We start from the raw sequence: 18,626 nt of genomic DNA, 5'->3' as shown, positions 1-18,626 counted from the left end.
GCCTGCATGACACATTCACCCGAATTGCCGACCGCCACCCTGCCGATGCAGGGCAAGCGCGGGCTGATCATGGGCGTGGCCAATGAGCGATCAATCGCGTGGGGTATTGCCAAGGCGATGCACGCGGCGGGCGCCGAACTGGCCTTTAGCTACCAAGGCGAGGCATTCGGCAAGCGGCTGGAGCCGCTGGCGGCATCTGTCGGATCCGATTTCATGGTTGACGTGGATGTGACGGACGACGCGTCGCTGGATGCCGGGTTCGAGGCGCTGGGAAAACGCTGGCCGACGCTGGATTTTGTCGTCCATGCCATTGCTTTTTCGGATAAAACCGAGCTGACGGGCCGGTTTCTGAACACCAGCCGCGCGAATTTCAAGCACACGCTGGATATCTCTTGCTACAGCTTTATCGACGTGGCGCGCCGCGCGCATCCGATGATGCGTGATAACGGTGGCACGCTGCTGACGCTGACCTATCAGGGCAGTAACCGCGTGGCGCCCAACTACAATGTCATGGGCGTTGCCAAGGCGGCATTGGAGAGCGCGACGCGCTATCTGGCTAATGATCTGGGCCCAGACGGGATCCGCGTCAACGCGATCTCGCCCGGGCCGATGAAAACGCTGGCCGGCGCGGCCATAGGCGGCGCGCGGCGCACCTACAAGCATACCGACATGAACGCGCCCCTGCGCTCGAATGCCACGCTGGAAGCTGTCGGCGGCACTGCGGTGTACCTTGCCTCTGACGCAGGCGCCTGCACCACGGGCGAGATTATCCGCGTCGATGGCGGATTTCACGTGCTGGGTATGCCGCAGGCGGAAAACCTGTAATCTGAACCGGTGCCGCCAAGTGGCTGGCGCCGGATTTGGGTATTTTTACCAAGAATAGCCAATGGCTGTCTGCGGGAACGCAGGCGAGGTGCGCGGCGATGGGGCGGAGCTTGATGGCCCGTTCAGGGGCAGCCAAGGCGGTCTGTGCGCCGCCGTCATTCTGCGTGGTAATAGAGTGCGCGCCCATGCAGTGACAGTCAAATTGGGCTAACCAATGGGGCGCTCCACCGTCGCGACAAGGATGGCCCGGAGCTCCCGCGCGTCAGCCTTCGCACCGCTATCATTCATGACGCCCATCATATTGCGCAACGCGGTATTGGCCCTTTGTGCAACTTATACTTGCCACCCGCGCGGGCGGAACGCCGATGACGGACTTCGACACACTGTTTCAGGCGATGACCGCCCATACGACACGCGTGGCGGAAAAGCTAGGCCAGCACGGCCTGCTTGCGGGAACTCTGACGATGTTTCTCCACATCAACCGGCACCGCATGGATCAACCACAATATGCCGGGTGCCGCACACCCCGCCTGACACCGATGTCTTCGGACATCTTCGATCTGGTTGATGCGGTACGGCGATGTGCGCAGGCCTTTATGGTTGCGCTCGATCAGGTGAGTGAACGCTTCGGGGAGAAGACAGTGGTGCTGGCAAATGAGGGTAGGGGGTCCATCTGCTACAGCGTTTCGCGAAAAACCTCGATCACTGCTTTTCGCGAAACGCACGCGACGTATCAGCGTTGCACGCGTTTCACCTTAACCGAGTGCCTCGGGTCTAAGGCGAAACGCCTTAGTCTGTAATCGCCGGACGTAACCTCCCCAAAACCGCCGTTTGAAAATTCCCCAGTCGTGAGCGGCAGGGCCAATTCCGAACCTCAAATATTCGGAATTGGCGCTGACGCGGGACATGAAGCCTGATGCTCCGAATGGAGAGTGACGGGGGCAGGCAGGTGAAGGGACTGAGGGAGATCGTTTTGATCCATGACTTGAAGAAGCAGGGGCTCAGCATTTCCGCGATCGCGCGGAAGGTTGGCTCCGACCGGAAGACGGTGCGGAAATATCTCGACCGTGGGCTGGAGGCGCCGATCTACGGACCGCGCCAACCGCGGGCGCGGGCAATCGAGCCCTATGAACGCTATCTGCAGGAGCGGGTTCAGGCTTTTCCCGATCTCAGCGGTGCGCGCCTTCTGCGCGAGATCCGGGAACTGGGCTATGACGGCGGCTACACCGCGGTGACGGACTTTCTGCGCGAGGTGCGCCCGGCCAGGCAGGCGCAATTCGAGCGCCGGTTCGAGACGCCCCCGGGCAAGCAGGCCCAAGTCGATTTTGCCGAGTTCACGGTGGAGTTCACCGACGAGCCCGGCGTCGTGCGCAAGGTTTGGCTGTTCTCGATGGTTTTGGGCCACAGCCGCTGGCTCTGGGGCCGCTTCGTGGCCAGCCAGAACCTGCAATCGGTTTTACGATGCCACACTGCGGCCTTCACTGAGATGGGCGGCGTGCCGGAGGAGATCCTCTATGACCGGATGAAGACGGCGGTGATCGGCGAGGATGAGGCCGGGATCGTGACCTATAACGCGTCACTCGTCGCGCTGCTGAACCATTACGGCGCGGTGCCGCGGGCCTGCCAGCCGTATCGGGCCAAGACCAAGGGCAAGGTCGAGCGGCCCTTCCGCTATATCCGGCAGGACTTCTTCCTGGCCCGCACGTTCCGGAACATGGATGATCTCAATGCCCAGTTCGACGCTTGGCGGGCCGAGATCGCCAACCCGCGCGTTCATGCCACGACCCGGCAGGTGGTGGACGAAGCCTTCGCCGAGGAACGCCCCAGCCTCAAGCTGCTCCCGGCGATGCCCTACAGCGCCGTGCTGACGGTCGAGCGGCGGGTGAGCAAGGAGGGAATGGTCTCGGTCGGCGGCAACTTCTATTCCGTTCCCGACACCACCCGCCGCCGGACGCTCGAAGTGCAGCACCATGTGACCGAGTTGCGGATCTTCGAAGACGGGCAACTGGTCGCCCGCCATCCGGTTCTGGAAGGCAAGGCGCGCCGCCGTGTTGATCCGGCCCATCGCAAGGCGCCACCGAAGAGACCGGCCCCACCACCTTCGGCACCCGGACTGCGGCGGCCGCTCGACTTCTACGATGCCGTCGGCCGGCGCTTGGCCACTGAGGGGGCGAGGTCATGAGCGAACTTCTGGACCGCATCCGTGGCGCTCTTGTCGGCCTGAAGATGCCGCGCGCGCTGGAGACCCTCGATCACACGGTGCAGCGGCTCGAGAAAGGCGAAATCACCGCGATCGAAGCCATCGACGGGCTGCTGAGCGAGGAATATGCGACGCGCGAGACGCGGCGGATCGATGTCGCCCTGCGCACCGCCAAGCTCCTGCCGGTCAAGACGCTCGAAGGCTTCGACTTCGGCTTCCAGCCGTCGCTGGACCGGGAGCGGATTGCGGCCCTGGCTCAGCTCGACTTCATCCATCGCGCCGAGGTCATCCACTTCCTCGGCCCGCCGGGCACCGGCAAGAGCCATCTGGCCACAGCCCTCGGCGTTGCTGCTGTCAGGGCCGGACGAAGCGTCTACCGCGCGACCCTGGCCGATCTGATCGCCGCTCTGGGGCAGGCCGAAAGGGAGGGACGACTGGCCGAGAAAATCCGCTTCTACATGCGGGCCGCGCTGCTCATCGTCGACGAGATCGGCTACCTGCCGATCACCCCGGGCGGCGCCAACCTGTTCTTCCAACTGGTCAACGCCCGCTACGAAAAAGGTGCCATGATCCTCACCTCGAACCGCGGCTTCGCCGAATGGGGCGAGGTCTTCGGCGATCCGGTGGTGGCGACCGCTTTGCTGGATCGACTGCTGCATCACGCAGTGGTCATCCAGATCGAGGGTGCCAGTTACCGGCTACGCGCTCATGCCGATCTCATACCCGAGCATGTCCGTGCCAACGCCCCCATCACGCCGCCACCGCCGCCGAAGCGGCGCGGACGGCCGCCAAATGCCAAAAACGGAGCGGAAGATCACTGAAACCGGCTGATCACCGGACCCGTGCAAGTGGGGAATTTTACTTCGGCACTTTTGGGGAAAGTTCAAACGACGTTGATATTAGTCGGCGTCACTCGCGTTTACGATCGCATCCGCCAGAAGATTCGCAGCCTGAGTTGGGTGATCTCGGGAATAGACGATTTGAAACCTGTCTTCGAACTTCATCCAGTCTGGCGCCAGGGCGCGAAGTGTTTTTTTGTGAACCAACTCGGCCGCATAGTGATCAGGCAAGAATCCGACATAGGCGCCTGACAATAGCAACAGCAGCGTTCCCTCCATATGCGCGGTTACTGCGTTCCAGCGGAAATCCACACCGCAGATAGGCGTTTCGGGCATATATGAGCGACCTGCAAAGAGTTGCCGGGCCAGCAACTCCGGCGTGAGGTCAGTATCCGGACAGGCAAACAGGGGATGGCCCAGACCACAATAGAGATTCTGCGTCTCGAGAAATATATCGATCGCACGGTTTCGAGGGAAAAACGGTTGGGCAGGCATCAATGCAATTTGATAGCGTCCACTCATGATACCTTGAGATAATACCTGAGGTGCCGCAATATCGACGTCTAACTGCATCTTGGGGGCCTGGCGTGCGAAGGAACCTATAGCTGCATGCAGTTTCAGCTTGGCGTTTGAGGCCATGGCATCGACCGTTCCGAACGTCAGTCGACCGGTCAGTTCGCCCTGAACGTCCCCGACAGCGCCTTGAAAACGTTCGATCGATCCGAACAGATCCAGCACCGCCGAATGAATCTGTTTTCCCTCATCTGTAAGATAGAAGCCGCTTCGTCCCCGTTCGCACAAGCGGACATTGAGCCGTTCCTCCAGGTTCCGCATATGAACGGAAATGGTGGCCTGGGTCATGCCCAAGCTGGCTTGTGCGGCAGTAAAACCGTTACAGCGCACGGTTTCGGAAAAGACCCGCAGCAGTCGCAGATCAACATCACTGAGCGCGCCCTTATGTGCGGATCGGGGTGTCTGACTTACTTGCATACATAGACAATCTCACAAGTAAACATGGAAACATATATATTTTTTCATGATCCGCCATCGCCCAACCTGTTCTAAACGCAACAAACGAGGATCGGTCATGGCTGAGAATTCCTATGATAGCGGACGTCTGAACCTGCCCTTCGTCGGCATCTGCACTTTCGGGAAAAGCCCGTATCAGCCGGATTGGGATCAGATTGATACCGATGTGGCGATCATGGGCGCGCCCTTCGATTTCGGGACGCAATGGCGGGCCGGCGCACGCTTTGGCCCGCGCGGCATCCGTGAAGCCTCGACGTTGTTCTCATTTGGCCACGGTGGCGCCTATGATCATGAAGACGATGTGACCTATCTGTCATCCGAGAAGGTGCGCATGGTGGATCTGGGCGATGCCGACATCGTTCACACCGACACGGAACGCTCGCATGCCAATATCGAGTTCGGGGTGCGCAAGATCCTTGAATCTGGCGCATTACCAGTTGTGCTGGGGGGGGATCACTCGGTCAACATTCCCTGCGTGAATGCTTTTGCCGATGATTGCGCGGCGAATGGGCCAATCCATATCGTGCAGATCGACGCGCATCTGGATTTCGTCGATACGCGGCATGGCGTGCGCTTCGGGCATGGCAACCCTATGCGGAGGGCGGCGGAGAAACCCTATGTGACGGGGCTGTCGCAATTGGGCATTCGCAACGTATCGTCCACGGCAAGGGATGGATATGAGGCGGCGCGGGCGATGGGCTCTGATATCCTGTCCGTCCGCCAAATCAGAAAGCTGGGCGTTGATGCCGTGCTGGACCGAATTCCGGCCGACGCCCGGTATTATGTGACCATCGACATCGACGGGTTCGATCCGTCGATCGCGCCGGGCACCGGCACGCCTTCGCAAGGGGGTTTCATCTATTACGAGGTACTGGAACTTCTTGCGGCGCTGGCAAAGCGCGGGACGATCGTCGGGATCGATCTGGTCGAGGTCGCCCCCGATTATGATCATACCGGCGGCACTGCAATTTTGGCGGCACAGATCCTGATGAACCTGATCGGGCGCGTGATGCACGCCCGGGAGGTCTGAGCGATGGGCCGGGTCTCATATGACTTCACAGGCGAGACGGTGCTGGTCACCGGTGCAAGCCGGGGTATCGGCCATGCCGTTGCGCGCGGATTTGCCCAGGCCGGGGCAGAGGTGACGATCCTGTCCAGCGGTGCCGGCATTCATGCCGCCGCCGAGGGCATCGCGTCGGAAACCGGGCGACCGTGCCGGGCGATCGAATGCGACATCACCGATGGCAAGGTGGTGAAATCCGCCCTGGCCGAGTTGGGGCACATTGATGTTCTGGTCAACAATGCCGGACTGGAACGGATCACGCCGCTGCTGGATCCCGATGATGCGGTCGAGGCAGCCTTTCGCCGCATCACCGACATCAACACCAACGGTACATTTCTGGTCACCCGCCACGCCGCGCCGAAGATGCGCGCAGGCGGGCGGATCATCCTGACTGCTTCAATCTGGAGTCGCGTCGCGGTGCCCGAGTTTTCGGCCTATGTCGCGTCCAAACACGCCAATCTGGGGTTTACCCGGGCAATGGCAAAAGAGCTGGGGCCAAGAGGCATCCGGGTTAACGCCGTCTGCCCCGGATGGGTCAAGACCGAAGCCGCGATGCTGTCGCTGAAAAATATGTCACAGCGCACGGGCCGCAGCGAAGATGACCTGCTGGCCGAAATCGTGGGTGCGCAGGTGCTTCCGGGCCTTCTGGTGCCGGACGACATGGCGCCGCTTTACCTGTTTCTGGCGTCGGAGGGCGCACGCGACATCACCGGACAGGCGCTGATGCTTGACCGGGGCGAGGTGATGGCATGAGACGGGTCCTGATCACCGGGGCTGGGCGTGGCATCGGTGCTGCCTGTGCGCTGGCCTTTGCCGAAACGGGCGCGCGGCTGGCGCTGGCTGATCTGAAGGCCCCTGCCGCGACGTCCGCACAGGCCCGCAGCCGCGGTGCGGCTGAGGTTCTGGACCTGACCTGTGATGTATCCGATGGCGCCGCTGTGGCCGCGATGGCCAACCGGGTCGAGGGCGCCTTTGGTGGGCTAGACGTGTTGGTTCACTGTGCCGGCGTCATCCACGAAGCGCCGCTTCTGGAGACGCGGGTCGAGGATTTCGACCGGGTGATTGCCGTCAATCTGCGCGGCAGCTTTCTTGTCGGTCAAGCGGCCATTCGCATGATGCGCGGAACGCAGTCTTCGCCTTGCCGGGTAATCCTGATTGCCTCTGATATGGCTTATTATGGCCGCGAGACGTTCTCGCCCTATGTCGCCTCCAAGCACGGGGTGCTGGGGCTGGTACGGTCCTGGGCGAAGGAATTCGCACCGCGTATTCTGGTCAACGCCCTTTGCCCCGGCCCGATCGACACCGAAATGCTGGGCGCTGCCAACATGAGCGCCGAATGGCGCGAAAGGGAGCTGGCGATTCCGCTGGCACGCTTTGGCCTGCCAGAAGAAGTTGCCCGGCTTGCACTGTTTCTTGGCGGCGAGGGCGGCGCCTATATCACCGGGCAGGGCATCGGTATCAATGGTGGGAGCGTCATGCCATGATCAGCAACCCCATTCCTTGGCCGAACGGCGCGCGCTGCGCTGCCTGCGTGACCTTCGACATGGACGCCGACAGTCTGGTTCATATCGGTCACCCGACCGAGGGTCACAGCCGCGTCTCGGCCATTTCCATGCTGCAATATGGGCCAAAGGTGGCGATCCCGCGCATTGTTGACAGCTACGCCGCGCTTGGCATCAAGCAGACCTTCTTCATTCCCGCCTGGTGTATCGAGACCTATCCCGAAGCGGTCGAGATGATCCTGAAGGGTGGTCATGAGATTGCCCATCACGGCTTCATGCACGAGCATCCGCGTGAGCTGAGCGACGCGGATGAGGAACACTGGCTTGACCGGGGCATCGAGGTGATCGTCCGGGCAACCGGCCAGCGCCCGCGCGGCTGGCGGGCGCCGCTTTACAATTTTTCGCATCGCTCTGCCGATCTGCTGGCAGCGCGGGGCTTTGTCTATGACGCCTCTCTGATGGGCGATGATCAGCCCTATCTACTGGACAGTTCCGCTGGACGGTTGGTCGAGCTGCCGTCGCATTGGGGGCTTGATGACTGGCCACAGTACGTTCAGTCAATGGACCTCGACTACATGATGCCGATCCGCGCGCCCGAGCACGGATTGGCCACCTTTGCCCAGGAATTCGAAGCCTCTTATGCCCACGGCGGGCTTTGGGTGCCTGTGGTTCACCCTTTTGCGACAGGCCGGTTGGCGCGCTGGTATGTCTGGCACAGATTCCTGGAGGGGCTTCGGGCGCGCGGCGATGTGTGGTTCGCGCCGATGGAGGACATCGCGGCGCATGTTCTGGCCGTGGTGGCCAGCGGCGAATGGCACCCGCGCGTGGATCAACTGCCCTATTTCGCCCAACCGGTGAAGGCCATCTGAGGATCGACCACCCCTGCAGAGGACGGCAGCGGGACGACACTACCGAAGTGGAAAGCAGCCGAATGCATGTTCGGCGGCCATAGGGAGGACGGAAATGCAAAAAGCGAACCATTCCTGGCAGGACGAAATCGACCGCCGCGCCAAGCACTACGCAGAAATCGACGCCCGCAACGGATGGCAGGGCTGGATGAAGGCGGCCGACTATCTGGGGTTGCTGACACTGGTGCTGGTGCTTGTCGTGGGCTTCTGGATATGGGGGACCTGACATGGCAGATCAAACAAAAGAGTTTCGCGCTGCCGCAGAACGGGGCGACGCCCCCCTGCTGCCATCCGAGCGCCTCTGGGGGTTTTGGGAGTTCACCTATGCCAACTCTGCCCTGGCAATTGCAACCTGGGCCTTTCTGATCGGCGGTGCCGTCGGCCTGTTCGTCGGCCCGAAAGAAGGGATTGCCGCCATTGTCATCGGCAACATCATCGGCGTCGTGCTGACTGCCCTTGCCACTTGCATCCCGGCCGGAAAATATGGCGCGGAACAGTTCGTGGTGCTGCGCAGCCAGTTCGGCACCAACGGCAGCCGACTGGTGTATTTCCTGGCCGTGGTCTTTCTGACGATGGGCTGGCTGGCGGTTCTGGCGATGATGTTCGGACGATCGATCGACGGGATGGCCGCAATGGTCAGTGGCGGCGACGCGTCGCCCACGGGAATAAAGATGGTGATCGCGGCCTTGGGTGCGATCTGCCTAACCTGGTTCATCGTGGCCCGTGGGCCGACGTCGATCAAGGTTTTCAACATGATCGTGTCGCCGGCACTTGTGGGGCTGATGGTGGTCATGCTGTTCCTGATCTTGCGCCAGCAGTCGTTCAGCGACCTGCTGGCCATGCCTGCGATTGATCCCCCGTTCGAGGACAGGCACCTCAACTTCATAATCGCGGTCGAAGTAAACATGGCAGCCGGATTTTCCTGGTGGCCCTATATCGGCAACCTTGCCCGTCTGACCAAGAATGAGCGCACAGCCTTCTGGCCCAACATCATCGGCATCTTCGGTGCGGCAGTTCTCGGCGAGATCGTGGGGCTATTCGGCGCAGTGGCGCTTGCCAACAGCGATCCGACGATCTGGATGACGATAGTGGGGGGCGTTGGTGTCGGAGTGATCGCGCTTGGCTTTGTCGCCTTCGCCAACATTACCTCGATGGCGAACATCCTTTACTCTTCGGTCGTCGGCCTGCGGCAAGTCGGAACGGACGGCATTCGGCGGATCAGGTGGGAGATCATTCTGGCTCTGTTCTGCGTTATCCCGGTAATCCTCGTGCTGGTCTATCCGGGCATGTATGATGGTTTCTTCATCTTCCTGGTCTGGACCTCGGCCCTGAACAGCGCCCTGGCCGGGATCGGGATTGCGGACTATTTCTTCCTGCGCCGCCAGAAGCTTGATCTGGCGGCGCTCTACAGCCCGCCCGCCAAATCCGTGTTCCGCTTTGTCGGGGGGTTCAATCCGATCGGGCTTTTTGCGCTGGCAGTAGGCTTTATCGTCTATGTCTGGGTCTTCAACCCGCAGACTCTGGCGAACGCCGCGGCGTTCAAATACCTGACTGCGTCGATCCCGTCCTGCTTGGCGGCGGGGCTGGTCCACTTTGTTTTGACCAAGGCCTTCGCGGCGGCCAAGGGCTGGGGCGCCTATCCCCGGCGCTAAGCCACAAGGAGCAAGGCGGGGTGCTCTTCCCGCACCCCGCCATCCCGCAGATTGTCACTACGCCCAACCTGAGAGGAGCGTGCTATGCAAGAGTCGTTCGACTATATCATTATTGGCGCCGGTTCAGCCGGTTGCGTGCTTGCCAACCGGCTCAGCGAAGACCCTACCGTTTCGGTGCTGGTGCTGGAATTCGGCGGCAGCGACAAGAGCATCTTCATCCAGATGCCGACCGCCCTGTCGATCCCGATGAACGGAACGAAATACAACTGGCGCTATGAGACGCTTCCCGAACCGGGGCTGGACGGGCGCCGTGTTAATTGCCCGCGTGGCAAGGTTCTGGGCGGGTCGTCGTCAATTAACGGTTTGGTCTACATGCGCGGCCATCCGCGTGATTTCGATGAATGGGCATCGCTGGGCGCGAAGGGCTGGTCTTACGCCAACTGTCTGCCGTATTTCCAGAAGGCCGAAAGCTGGACCGATGGCGGCGACACCTATCGAGGCAGCAATGGCCCCCTGGCGACCAATGCGGGCAACCGGATGAAGAACCCCCTTTATAAGGCCTTTGTCGAGGCCGGTCATCAGGCGGGCTATATCAAGACCGAAGACCCGAACGGCTATATGCAGGAAGGGTTTGGTGCGATGCACATGACAGTTAAGGATGGGGTGCGCTGGTCAACCGCCAATGCCTATCTGCGCCCGGCGCTGGAGCGGCCTAATCTGAAGGTTATCACCCACGCCATGACCCGGCGCATTCTCCTAAACGAGAAGCGCGCCGTCGGGGTCGAATACGATTGGAATGGTGCGCGCCATACCGCAAACTGTCGGCGCGAGGTCGTCGTTTCCGCCGGGCCGATCGGATCGCCGCATCTTCTGCAACGCTCCGGCATCGGTCCGGGTGCGGTGCTGTCGGGCGCGGGGGTCGAGGTTTTGCACGAGCTGCCCGGCGTCGGCGAGAACCTTCAGGATCATGCCGAAGTCTACATCCAGTATGCCTGCAAGGAGCCGATCACGCTGAATGGCAAGATGGGATTGTTCAGCAAGTTCCTTATCGGCGCAGAGTGGTTTTTCTTCAAGCGCGGGCTGGGCGTCAGCAATCATTTCGAATCCGGAGGCTTCATCCGCTCGGACGCCTCTCTGGCCTGGCCCGATATCCAGTTCCACTTCCTGCCTGCCGCAGTGCGCTATGACGGTAAGAAGCCGCTGAAGGGGCATGGCTTCATGGTCCTGACCGGTCCGAACAAACCCAAGAGCCGCGGCTATGTCCGCCTGCGGTCGGCCGATCCCGCAGAGCACCCCGACATACTGTTCAATTACCTTGACCGCGAAGAGGATCGCGAAGGCTTCAGACGCTGTCTGCGTCTGACCCGCGAGATCATCGCTCAACCAGCGATGGACCGCTACCGCGCTGATGAAATCGCGCCGGGCAAGGACGTGCAGAGTGACGATGAAATCGACGCATTCGTTCGCAAGACGCTGGAGAGCACTTATCACCCTTGCGGCACCTGCCGAATGGGCGAAGATGACATGGCCGTGGTCGACAGCGAGTTACGGGTGCGTGGTGTCGAGGGCCTGCGTGTTATCGACAGCTCGGTCTTTCCGACCGAACCGAACGCCAACCTGAATGCGCCGACGATCATGCTGGCCGAGCGGGCCTGCGACATGTTGCGCGGACGCCCGCTATTGCCGGCATCCAATGCCGAAGTTGGCGTTGCCCCTGGTGTCGGTGTCACCCAACGCAGCGCGGCACCGACGCGCAAGACATCGCCATAGTTGAGATCCAGATCACCTCAAGAGTGTTCGTGCCGAGAAGGCCCGGAGCCATCGGGCGAACAAATCGCCATTGTTGAGAAAGCCGGACAGCTGACCGTATTCTTGGCCTACTTCGCGTCGCACCGGCACAGATGCGCGTGTGCAGTGGCGGGGCGTAGATCAGGATGTCTGGACCTACCGACCTTGCAACGACACAGATGGCCACGATGGGGTTCCCGGAGACGGAGCGGATTGCTGTGTAGCGTCAGGCAGACCGGCGTGCCGGGGGGCTGACCGCGCTGCGGGACGAGCGATAACTGTCGCGGGCCAGCGGCTGCCGATTGTAGCGCGCCACGAACCAGTCAGATTTCCGGCGCGGCCATGACGGTTTGGCGGCCACGGTGCAGAGCGAACTGGGGCTTGATCCTCCCACATCGACAACCCAACGTTGGCGGCGCAGCCTATCAGAGATATGTGCAAAAACGGCTAAGGTCCATAAAGAGCTCTTGCACTAATTCGCTCCGCGATAGGGCACCAGTATCTGCACGCGCAATCAGACCATGACCGGGGTCAAATTCCTGTTCCGTGTGACGCTTCGACGGCAAGAACTTGTAGCCGAGATCTTCAGCCTGAAAGAACCCGTAAAGGTGCCACTGGTGCTGAGCAAAAAAGGAGATCAAGTGCATCCTAGCAATGGCTCAAGCTTGAAGGCCAAGGTCATGTCGTCACGTGCCTATGGCTGTGGGATGCGCGCACGCTTGAGCGTCGTGCGGCTCAAGGTTGGTGATATCGACAGCGCTCAGGAGATCATCCGGATTGTCCAGGCGAAGGGGTGTAAGGATCGCACCGTGGTGTTGCCAGCTGAGATTTCAGACCTGCTGCGTGCGTGGTGGAAAGAGCGGCCCATCAGTCAGGACAAGGATGTCCCTGAACCCGAGCGGGTCCTTTTTCCCGGCTATCGTGGGAGGCACCTTTCGGCGCGACAGAGATCGCGACTGTTCAGACAGACAGCGCAGGAGGCCGGGATCACCAAGCCGGTCACGCTGCACAGGTTACGCCATTCCTTTGCTACCCACCTGCTGGAACGCGGCGTCGATATCCGGGTGATCCAAGCCCTGCTTGGGCATACTAAACTGACGACCACCGCACGCTATGCCAGCGTGGCAACTGGTATGATTGCAGCCGCGGACGGCCCGCTGGACGATCTGAACCAAACCAAGCGCAAGAAGGGCAAGGCCGGGCCGTCATAAGCCGCCATGCCAGTTCAATCTCTGGAGGTCGCGGATATTTTCCGCGCCCATGGTGCTGCATGGCGTAGGGCGAATGCAGGGCACTTTAGCCTGAACCAGTTCAAAGTCATGAGTGCCATTGAGCGCTGCCGCACGGCGGCGCCTGGCGGTCATGTGGTGCGCTGCGCTGACTGCGCGCATGAGCACATCGCCTGTAATTCCTGCCGCAATCGTCACTGTCCCAAATGCCAATCCACTGCCGCAAAAGCATGGCTGGCGGCGCGCGAGGCGGAACTGCTGCCCGTGCGGTACTTCCACTTGGTCTTCACCTTGCCCAAACAGATTGCCGACATTGCATCCCAAAACAAACGAGAGATCCATAATCTGCTAATGCGGGCAAGTGCGGACACGGTGATCAAGATTGCCGCCGACCCCAAGCACCTTGGTGCCCGGGCCGGCATCATTTCCGTCCTCCATACCTGGGGCTCGGCATACCTGGGGCTCGGCAATGACCCACCACCCCCACGTCCACATGATCGTCCCGGGCGGGGGCTTGTCTGCGGATGGCACAAAGTGGATCGCCTGCCGCAAGACCTTCTTCCAGTCCGTCCGCGTGCTGTCCCGTCTGTATCGCCGTCACATTCAGGAAGGGCTGGGCAAGCTGCATGATGCCGGGAAACTGCAGTTCTTCGGCGATCATGCGGGCCTCATTGACCACAATACCTTCAACAACCTCCTGCAACCACCGCGCAAAATCGACCGGGTCGTCTACGCAAAGGAACCCTTCGCCGAGCCCAAAGCAGTATTGGCATATCTGTCGCGATACCCCCATCGTGTCGCCATCTCAAACAGTCGCCTGATCCGCATCGACGACCACCGCGTCACCTTCCGCGTCAAAGATTACCGTCTCAAAGGCGCGGGCCGCCACACCACCATGACCTTGGCCACGAATGAGTTCATCCGCCGGTTCCTGATCCATGTCCTGCCAAAAGCCCAACACCGCATCCGTCACTACGGCTTTATGGCAATGGTAATCGTGCCGCCAATATCGCGCGGATCAGGCAACTGCCTGGGGCCAACCGATCAGACAAAGATCGCGCTGATGAGGGCCGTCCCAGCGATACCAATGAGCCGCCCCGTGTCCTGGCATTGCCTTGTCCATGTTGTGGCGGACAGTTGATCATCGTTGAGACAATCGCACCAGCACAGCACTCCAGAGCACCGCCAAAACCACAAAGGGCCGCAGCATGACCCGCGTGCCGTACAATACGAACGATATCCTCAGCCGCAGGCTATATCTCCTGCGAACCAATCGTCATGCACAGCTCAAGGTATCAACTCCGCGAAAGCGGATAATATCGACAAGAAACAGCACGAATAGGCCAGGTGTTGGCAAAACCGGCACCGTGCTTAGCCTAACAAACCACGGTCAACGGGTCTGTCAGATCGGATCCGAGACAAGCCCGCCGCCCAAATCCCCATGACAACAAACGACCCACCAAGCCCAACCCCGCGATTTCCCGCCTGAGCGCCTCTCCGACGACAGGCAACGTCCCGCGTCACACAAACGTCCCGCAGCGCGCCAGAGAAACCTACATCGAATCAATTTTTCACATATATGCGTTGCCGCGCTGGACCAGACAGGGTTTTGGCCCGCAGGGATTTGCGATCATGCAGGTTCCACGCCGAGGACTTCCCAAAAGTCGGCCCGCAGGTTGTGGTGAGGAAATGGCTCATCGGGCACCTCGACCTTTAGGAATGAACAGAGCGGTTCCCATCCTTCCGCCACGTCAAAGACGAGCAACCGGTCAACGGGCAGCGCCTCGCGCACTTCTTCCGTCCGGCGGCGATAGGCGGCCAGTGCGATCTCCTTGTCGTCAAGAACGCCGCCGAAAGTGCTTTTCCCAGCCAGATCGTTCCAAGTCGAGAGAATGTCGCGAACGTGTGGCGGCAGCGGCAGTTCCTTATATCGGGCCATCAGCTTGCCAATCGTCTTGTCGAAGCTGGCCCACCATTTCTCTTCCGGGCGGACCGTATGGACCACTTTTGCGTCTGAAAACGCCTCGGCTAGCTCGCGCCAGACATGTGCTCCCGGCCAGTCAACCTGAGATTTATACCCGTCGAAGACAATCTCCCAGTCAACAATTTCGCCGACCGCCAGCCGCCGCCAATGCACGACTTGTTCGGGGTTCACGACGATCTCGTGCATGTGATGACAATTTCCGTAGCCCAGCCGTTCCAACGCGGCTTTCAGAGATTTCGTTCCGGTCCTGCCGAACCCTGAGCCGATTACTTCAAGCGTCATGCCATTTCCCTCCCCAAGGATTGGAAAAGTATCTGCCCCAATTCAAGCCGCGTCTATGATATTCATCGCGTCGCCCCGGGTAATCTGGAGGAAATGAACGGCAGCTTTGTCCCGCATAGCGGTCATCTGCGCGTTTTGCAGCTAAGGTCTGAAAATGGACCCACTTTGTCGATATTCTGCGTCGCCGCGAATGTCAGCTTTGCTAAATCGGATACTCCCCAGATTGCTCGATGTCAGACTTTTTTCAGGCCAGCCAGATTTCAGGCTGTAGACGCCTGCCTCCCGCTGACGTTTGTCTTGGTTAAGTTCTAGGACTTCACATCTCTATCTACCTCTTTTCCGCATATCGCGCGGATGGCCGCCCGGCGCTCTATATTCGAAGACCGGATGCCGATTATCTTTGTAGCGGGGGTGAGCGGTCTTTTGGCCGTGGCTGATGCGCTTTTTTGGGGATCTATGTTAGCCCCAAAGCGCTGGGTGCCGTCACGATGATGTTCCCGGTCCACATGTTGATTGGTGCGCTCTCGACGGGTGTGTCGAACGGAATGTCGAGCCTTGTGGCACGGCATCTGGGCGTGGCGAGAGCTGCATTTGCTGCGGCAGTTAAACGGTTCCCCCAACGACAGCCACGACCCATCTCGGCGACTCCTCGCAGCAGACAACTTTGCGTGGCGCTTGAAGACACCCGGAGGTTTCACGCGCTACAAATACACCTGCAAATCTGGACACCCGAGCCAGAAAGACAAAACCTTGATCAAAGACATCAGATTTACGGACTAAGCGCATAGTTTAATTTATTTTTCGGCAGGACGCCGGAAAGACGGTTTTCAAACCGCAGATTGCCGGGGTGGGGCGGCAGTCAGATCGCGTTTGCAGTATCCTGAAGCCACGGCAGGATTTCTGCCTGGATACGAGCATCATCCCAGTGATGGGCCGAAACCGAACAATGGACTGCCGCGAAGCCCCTGCCATCCGGGCCGCGAATGGCGCAGGCGATGCCAACCTCGTTCAGGATCATCTGGTCACGGGTGATGGCATGGCCGGTTTGGGCTGCCGCGTCGATTTGCCCGGCGATTTCCGCGCGATCCATCGTGGTGCGCGGCGTTTGGGCGTGCAAGCGCCAGTCGCGGATGGCAGCCACGCGTTCGTGTGGTGGGAACGTTGCCAGAATAGCCTGACCGGGCGACGTGCTGAGGGCAGGCACCGATCGGCCCGGCACTGACGCGGCAAAAATTGTGCGGGTGCAGGGCAGGCGCGCGGCATAGATGATCTCCTGCCCTGACAACTGTGCCAGATTCACCGTTTCGCCGAGGCGCTGGGACAGATCAATCAGCTTGGGCATGGCGCGTGCGATCAGTGGATCGGACCAATAATAGGCATAGGCCAGACGCAGCCAGGCATGAGACGGCCTGTAGCGCCGCGTTACCGGATCCTTGTCCAGCATCCCCTCGACGTGCAGCGTATTGGCAAGGCGCTGGACCGCGCTTTTGTCGAGGCCAGTGATCTGGACCAGCCCTGCCAGCGACAATTCGGTATGTGTCTGGTCGAAGGCCCGTAGAATGCTCAGACCCTTGGCCAGCGAACCTACAAAAAGGGTATTTTGTTTGGGCTTGGTCACCAAATTTCTCTTTTCTGGAATGGTTTGGGCGCGGGCATGATAATTGACACTTGATTTTTCGATAAGCTCGGAGTTCTACTAATTACATGATAATCTATCATATTACTATATGATACGTTTTTCGTATAAGCGGAATTTTGGCGAACAGCCGCAGCACGACTGCGGGAGGGAGGAGATCAGATGAAAGCAGTATTCTTGAAATCGACAGCCTTGGCGCTGGCCATGTCGGTGGCCACAACCGGTGCCGTGCTGGCAGACAAGGCCAGCGACACGCTGAGCGTTGCCTTTACCAAAGAACTGGAGAACGTCGACAGTTTCTTCAACTCGTCGCGCGAGGGTGTCGTGATGCAGCGTGCCGTTTGGGACGGGCTGATCTACCGCGATCCCGCGACCAATGAATACAAGGGTAACCTTGCGACCAGCTGGGAGTGGATCGACGACAAGACGTTGGAGTTCAAGCTGCGCGAAGGTGTGAAGTTCCATGACGGATCGGATTTCACAGCCGATGATGTGGTGGCCACCGTCAATTTTGTCGCCAAGGAGGAAAACGGCGTCAAGACGCAGCGCAACGTGAACTGGATGGAAGCCGCCGAAAAAATCGACGACTACACCGTGCGCATCACCACCAAAGACGTATTCCCGGCGGCGATCGAATTCCTGTCCGGTCCTGTTTCGATGTACCCGGCGGACTATTACGCCGAAGTCGGCCCGTCGGGCATGGGCCTGAAACCTGTCGGAACCGGCCCCTACAAGGTGACCGAGGTCGTTCCCGGCCAGCATTTCAAGCTGGAGAAATACGACGGCTACCATGACAGCCCCAAGGGTCAGCCGACGATTTCCAAGATCGACATCCGCACCATTCCCGACGTGAATACCCAGATGGCCGAACTGTTCTCCGGCACGCTGGATCTGATCTGGCAGGTGCCCTCGGATCAGGCCGAAAAGCTGGGCGAGATGGATGACCGTTTCACCGTGTCCAACGAATCCACGATGCGCGTCGGCTACCTCTCGATGGACGCGGCGGGCCGCTCGTCGATGGATCCCAACCCCTTCACCGATCTCAAGGTGCGCCAGGCTGTCAACCACGCCATCGACCGTCAGGCGCTGGTCGACAACCTGCTGAAAGGCAAATCCAAGGTCGTCTCGACCGCCTGCTTCCCCAGCCAGTTTGGCTGCGCGCAGGACGTGACCAACTATGATTATGATCCGGAAAAAGCCAAGGCACTGTTGGCCGAGGCGGGCTACGAGGACGGGTTCAGCACCGAATTCTACGCCTATCGCGACCGCGAATATGCCGAGGCAATTTCGAGCTACCTGAACGCTGTCGGCATTCAAACCGACTTCAAATTGCTGCAGTATTCTGCGCTGCGCGAGCTGAACATGAAGGGCGAAGTGCCGATCGCGTTTTTGACTTGGGGCAGCTATTCGGTCAACGACGCGTCGGCCATGGTCAGCCAGTTCTTCAAACAGGGCAGCCTTGACGATGCGCAGGACGATCAGACCAAGGAATGGCTGGACGTTGCCGACAGCTCGACCGACCCGGACACGCGGGTTGAATTCTACACCAAGGCGCTGCAGCGCATCGCGGATCAGGCCTTCTGGGCGCCGCTGTTCAGCTACAACACCAACTACGTCATGACCAAAGAGGTGGCCTACACCCCGACAGCGGACGAGGTGCTGCGCTTTACGGATATGACCTGGAACTGA

The 18,626-nt window shown here is 60.1% G+C and carries 16 protein-coding genes and 1 pseudogene; 14 read left to right on the top strand and 3 right to left on the bottom strand.

From position 1 onward, the window contains the following. Nucleotides 1–6 precede the first annotated feature (6 nt). From FGD77_RS16725 to istB, 4 genes are all read left to right on the top strand, one after another. Entirely contained in the window at nucleotides 7–825 is an 819-nt protein-coding gene (locus tag FGD77_RS16725) for an enoyl-ACP reductase (protein ID WP_255011338.1), read from the top strand. Nucleotides 826–1,151: 326 nt separating this feature from the next. Beyond that, nucleotides 1,152–1,625: a hypothetical protein gene (locus FGD77_RS16720; protein ID WP_369682730.1), complete on the top strand. Its 474-nt coding sequence runs from the start codon at nucleotides 1,152–1,154 to the stop codon at nucleotides 1,623–1,625. A gap of 149 nt (nucleotides 1,626–1,774) precedes the next feature. Further along, nucleotides 1,775–3,007 (top strand): IS21 family transposase, encoded by a 1,233-nt coding sequence (gene istA, locus FGD77_RS16715; protein WP_255011336.1) that lies wholly within the window; start codon nucleotides 1,775–1,777, stop codon nucleotides 3,005–3,007. Next, nucleotides 3,004–3,846, top strand: a complete 843-nt coding sequence (gene istB, locus FGD77_RS16710; RefSeq protein ID WP_255011335.1) for an IS21-like element helper ATPase IstB — start codon at nucleotides 3,004–3,006, stop codon at nucleotides 3,844–3,846. Before istA ends, istB begins: the two co-directional genes overlap by 4 nt. A 78-nt stretch (nucleotides 3,847–3,924) precedes the next feature. Here the strand turns inward: istB and FGD77_RS16705 are convergent, their stop codons facing one another. After that, a complete protein-coding gene (locus tag FGD77_RS16705) occupies nucleotides 3,925–4,854 on the bottom strand; it encodes a LysR family transcriptional regulator (protein WP_255011334.1) in 930 nt (309 codons plus the stop codon). A gap of 97 nt (nucleotides 4,855–4,951) precedes the next feature. On the opposite strand from FGD77_RS16705, the gene speB reads away from it, so the two are divergent. The 9 genes and pseudogenes from speB (at nucleotide 4,952) to FGD77_RS16660 (ending at nucleotide 14,247) form a co-directional block, all read left to right on the top strand. Next, nucleotides 4,952–5,923 carry an agmatinase gene (gene speB / locus FGD77_RS16700; RefSeq protein ID WP_255011333.1) on the top strand — a complete coding sequence of 324 codons (972 nt, stop codon included), beginning with the start codon at nucleotides 4,952–4,954 and terminating at the stop codon, nucleotides 5,921–5,923. A 3-nt stretch (nucleotides 5,924–5,926) separates the two neighbouring features. Then, complete coding sequence (locus FGD77_RS16695; protein ID WP_255011332.1) at nucleotides 5,927–6,709, top strand: SDR family NAD(P)-dependent oxidoreductase; 783 nt, start codon at nucleotides 5,927–5,929, stop codon at nucleotides 6,707–6,709. After that, nucleotides 6,706–7,440, top strand: a complete 735-nt coding sequence (locus tag FGD77_RS16690) for an SDR family NAD(P)-dependent oxidoreductase (RefSeq protein ID WP_255011331.1) — start codon at nucleotides 6,706–6,708, stop codon at nucleotides 7,438–7,440. The genes FGD77_RS16695 and FGD77_RS16690 overlap by 4 nt, the downstream gene beginning before the upstream one ends. Next, nucleotides 7,437–8,327 (top strand): polysaccharide deacetylase, encoded by an 891-nt coding sequence (locus FGD77_RS16685; protein ID WP_255011329.1) that lies wholly within the window; start codon nucleotides 7,437–7,439, stop codon nucleotides 8,325–8,327. Before FGD77_RS16690 ends, FGD77_RS16685 begins: the two co-directional genes overlap by 4 nt. Before the next feature lie 94 nt (nucleotides 8,328–8,421). Then, entirely contained in the window at nucleotides 8,422–8,592 is a 171-nt protein-coding gene (locus FGD77_RS16680) for a hypothetical protein (protein WP_255011328.1), read from the top strand. A gap of 1 nt (nucleotide 8,593) precedes the next feature. Next, nucleotides 8,594–10,018, top strand: a complete 1,425-nt coding sequence (locus FGD77_RS16675) for a cytosine permease (protein ID WP_255011327.1) — start codon at nucleotides 8,594–8,596, stop codon at nucleotides 10,016–10,018. Nucleotides 10,019–10,102: 84 nt separating this feature from the next. Then, nucleotides 10,103–11,788 carry a choline dehydrogenase gene (gene betA / locus FGD77_RS16670; protein WP_255011325.1) on the top strand — a complete coding sequence of 562 codons (1,686 nt, stop codon included), beginning with the start codon at nucleotides 10,103–10,105 and terminating at the stop codon, nucleotides 11,786–11,788. Nucleotides 11,789–12,327: 539 nt separating this feature from the next. Continuing rightward, complete coding sequence (locus FGD77_RS16665) at nucleotides 12,328–13,017, top strand: tyrosine-type recombinase/integrase (protein WP_303626379.1); 690 nt, start codon at nucleotides 12,328–12,330, stop codon at nucleotides 13,015–13,017. Nucleotides 13,018–13,023: 6 nt separating this feature from the next. Continuing rightward, nucleotides 13,024–14,247: pseudogene (locus FGD77_RS16660) on the top strand (IS91 family transposase). A gap of 418 nt (nucleotides 14,248–14,665) precedes the next feature. On the opposite strand, the gene FGD77_RS16655 reads toward FGD77_RS16660, so the two are convergent. Next, the gene (locus FGD77_RS16655) at nucleotides 14,666–15,301 is read right to left on the bottom strand and encodes a sulfotransferase family protein (protein ID WP_255011324.1); all 636 of its coding nucleotides are present in this window, start codon (nucleotides 15,299–15,301) and stop codon (nucleotides 14,666–14,668) included. 859 nt (nucleotides 15,302–16,160) lie between these two features. Then, nucleotides 16,161–16,919, bottom strand: coding sequence for an IclR family transcriptional regulator (locus FGD77_RS16650; protein ID WP_255011322.1), 759 nt, complete (start codon nucleotides 16,917–16,919; stop codon nucleotides 16,161–16,163). A gap of 222 nt (nucleotides 16,920–17,141) precedes the next feature. Here FGD77_RS16650 and FGD77_RS16645 point away from each other — a divergent pair, with 222 nt between their 5' ends. After that, nucleotides 17,142–18,626, top strand: a complete 1,485-nt coding sequence (locus FGD77_RS16645; protein ID WP_255014294.1) for an ABC transporter substrate-binding protein — start codon at nucleotides 17,142–17,144, stop codon at nucleotides 18,624–18,626.

It is taken from the genome of Roseovarius sp. M141 (assembly GCF_024355225.1).
Lineage (GTDB): Bacteria > Pseudomonadota > Alphaproteobacteria > Rhodobacterales > Rhodobacteraceae > Roseovarius.
The sequence above is the reverse complement of the archived record's forward strand: the minus strand, read 5'-3'. Positions and strand labels throughout refer to the sequence as shown.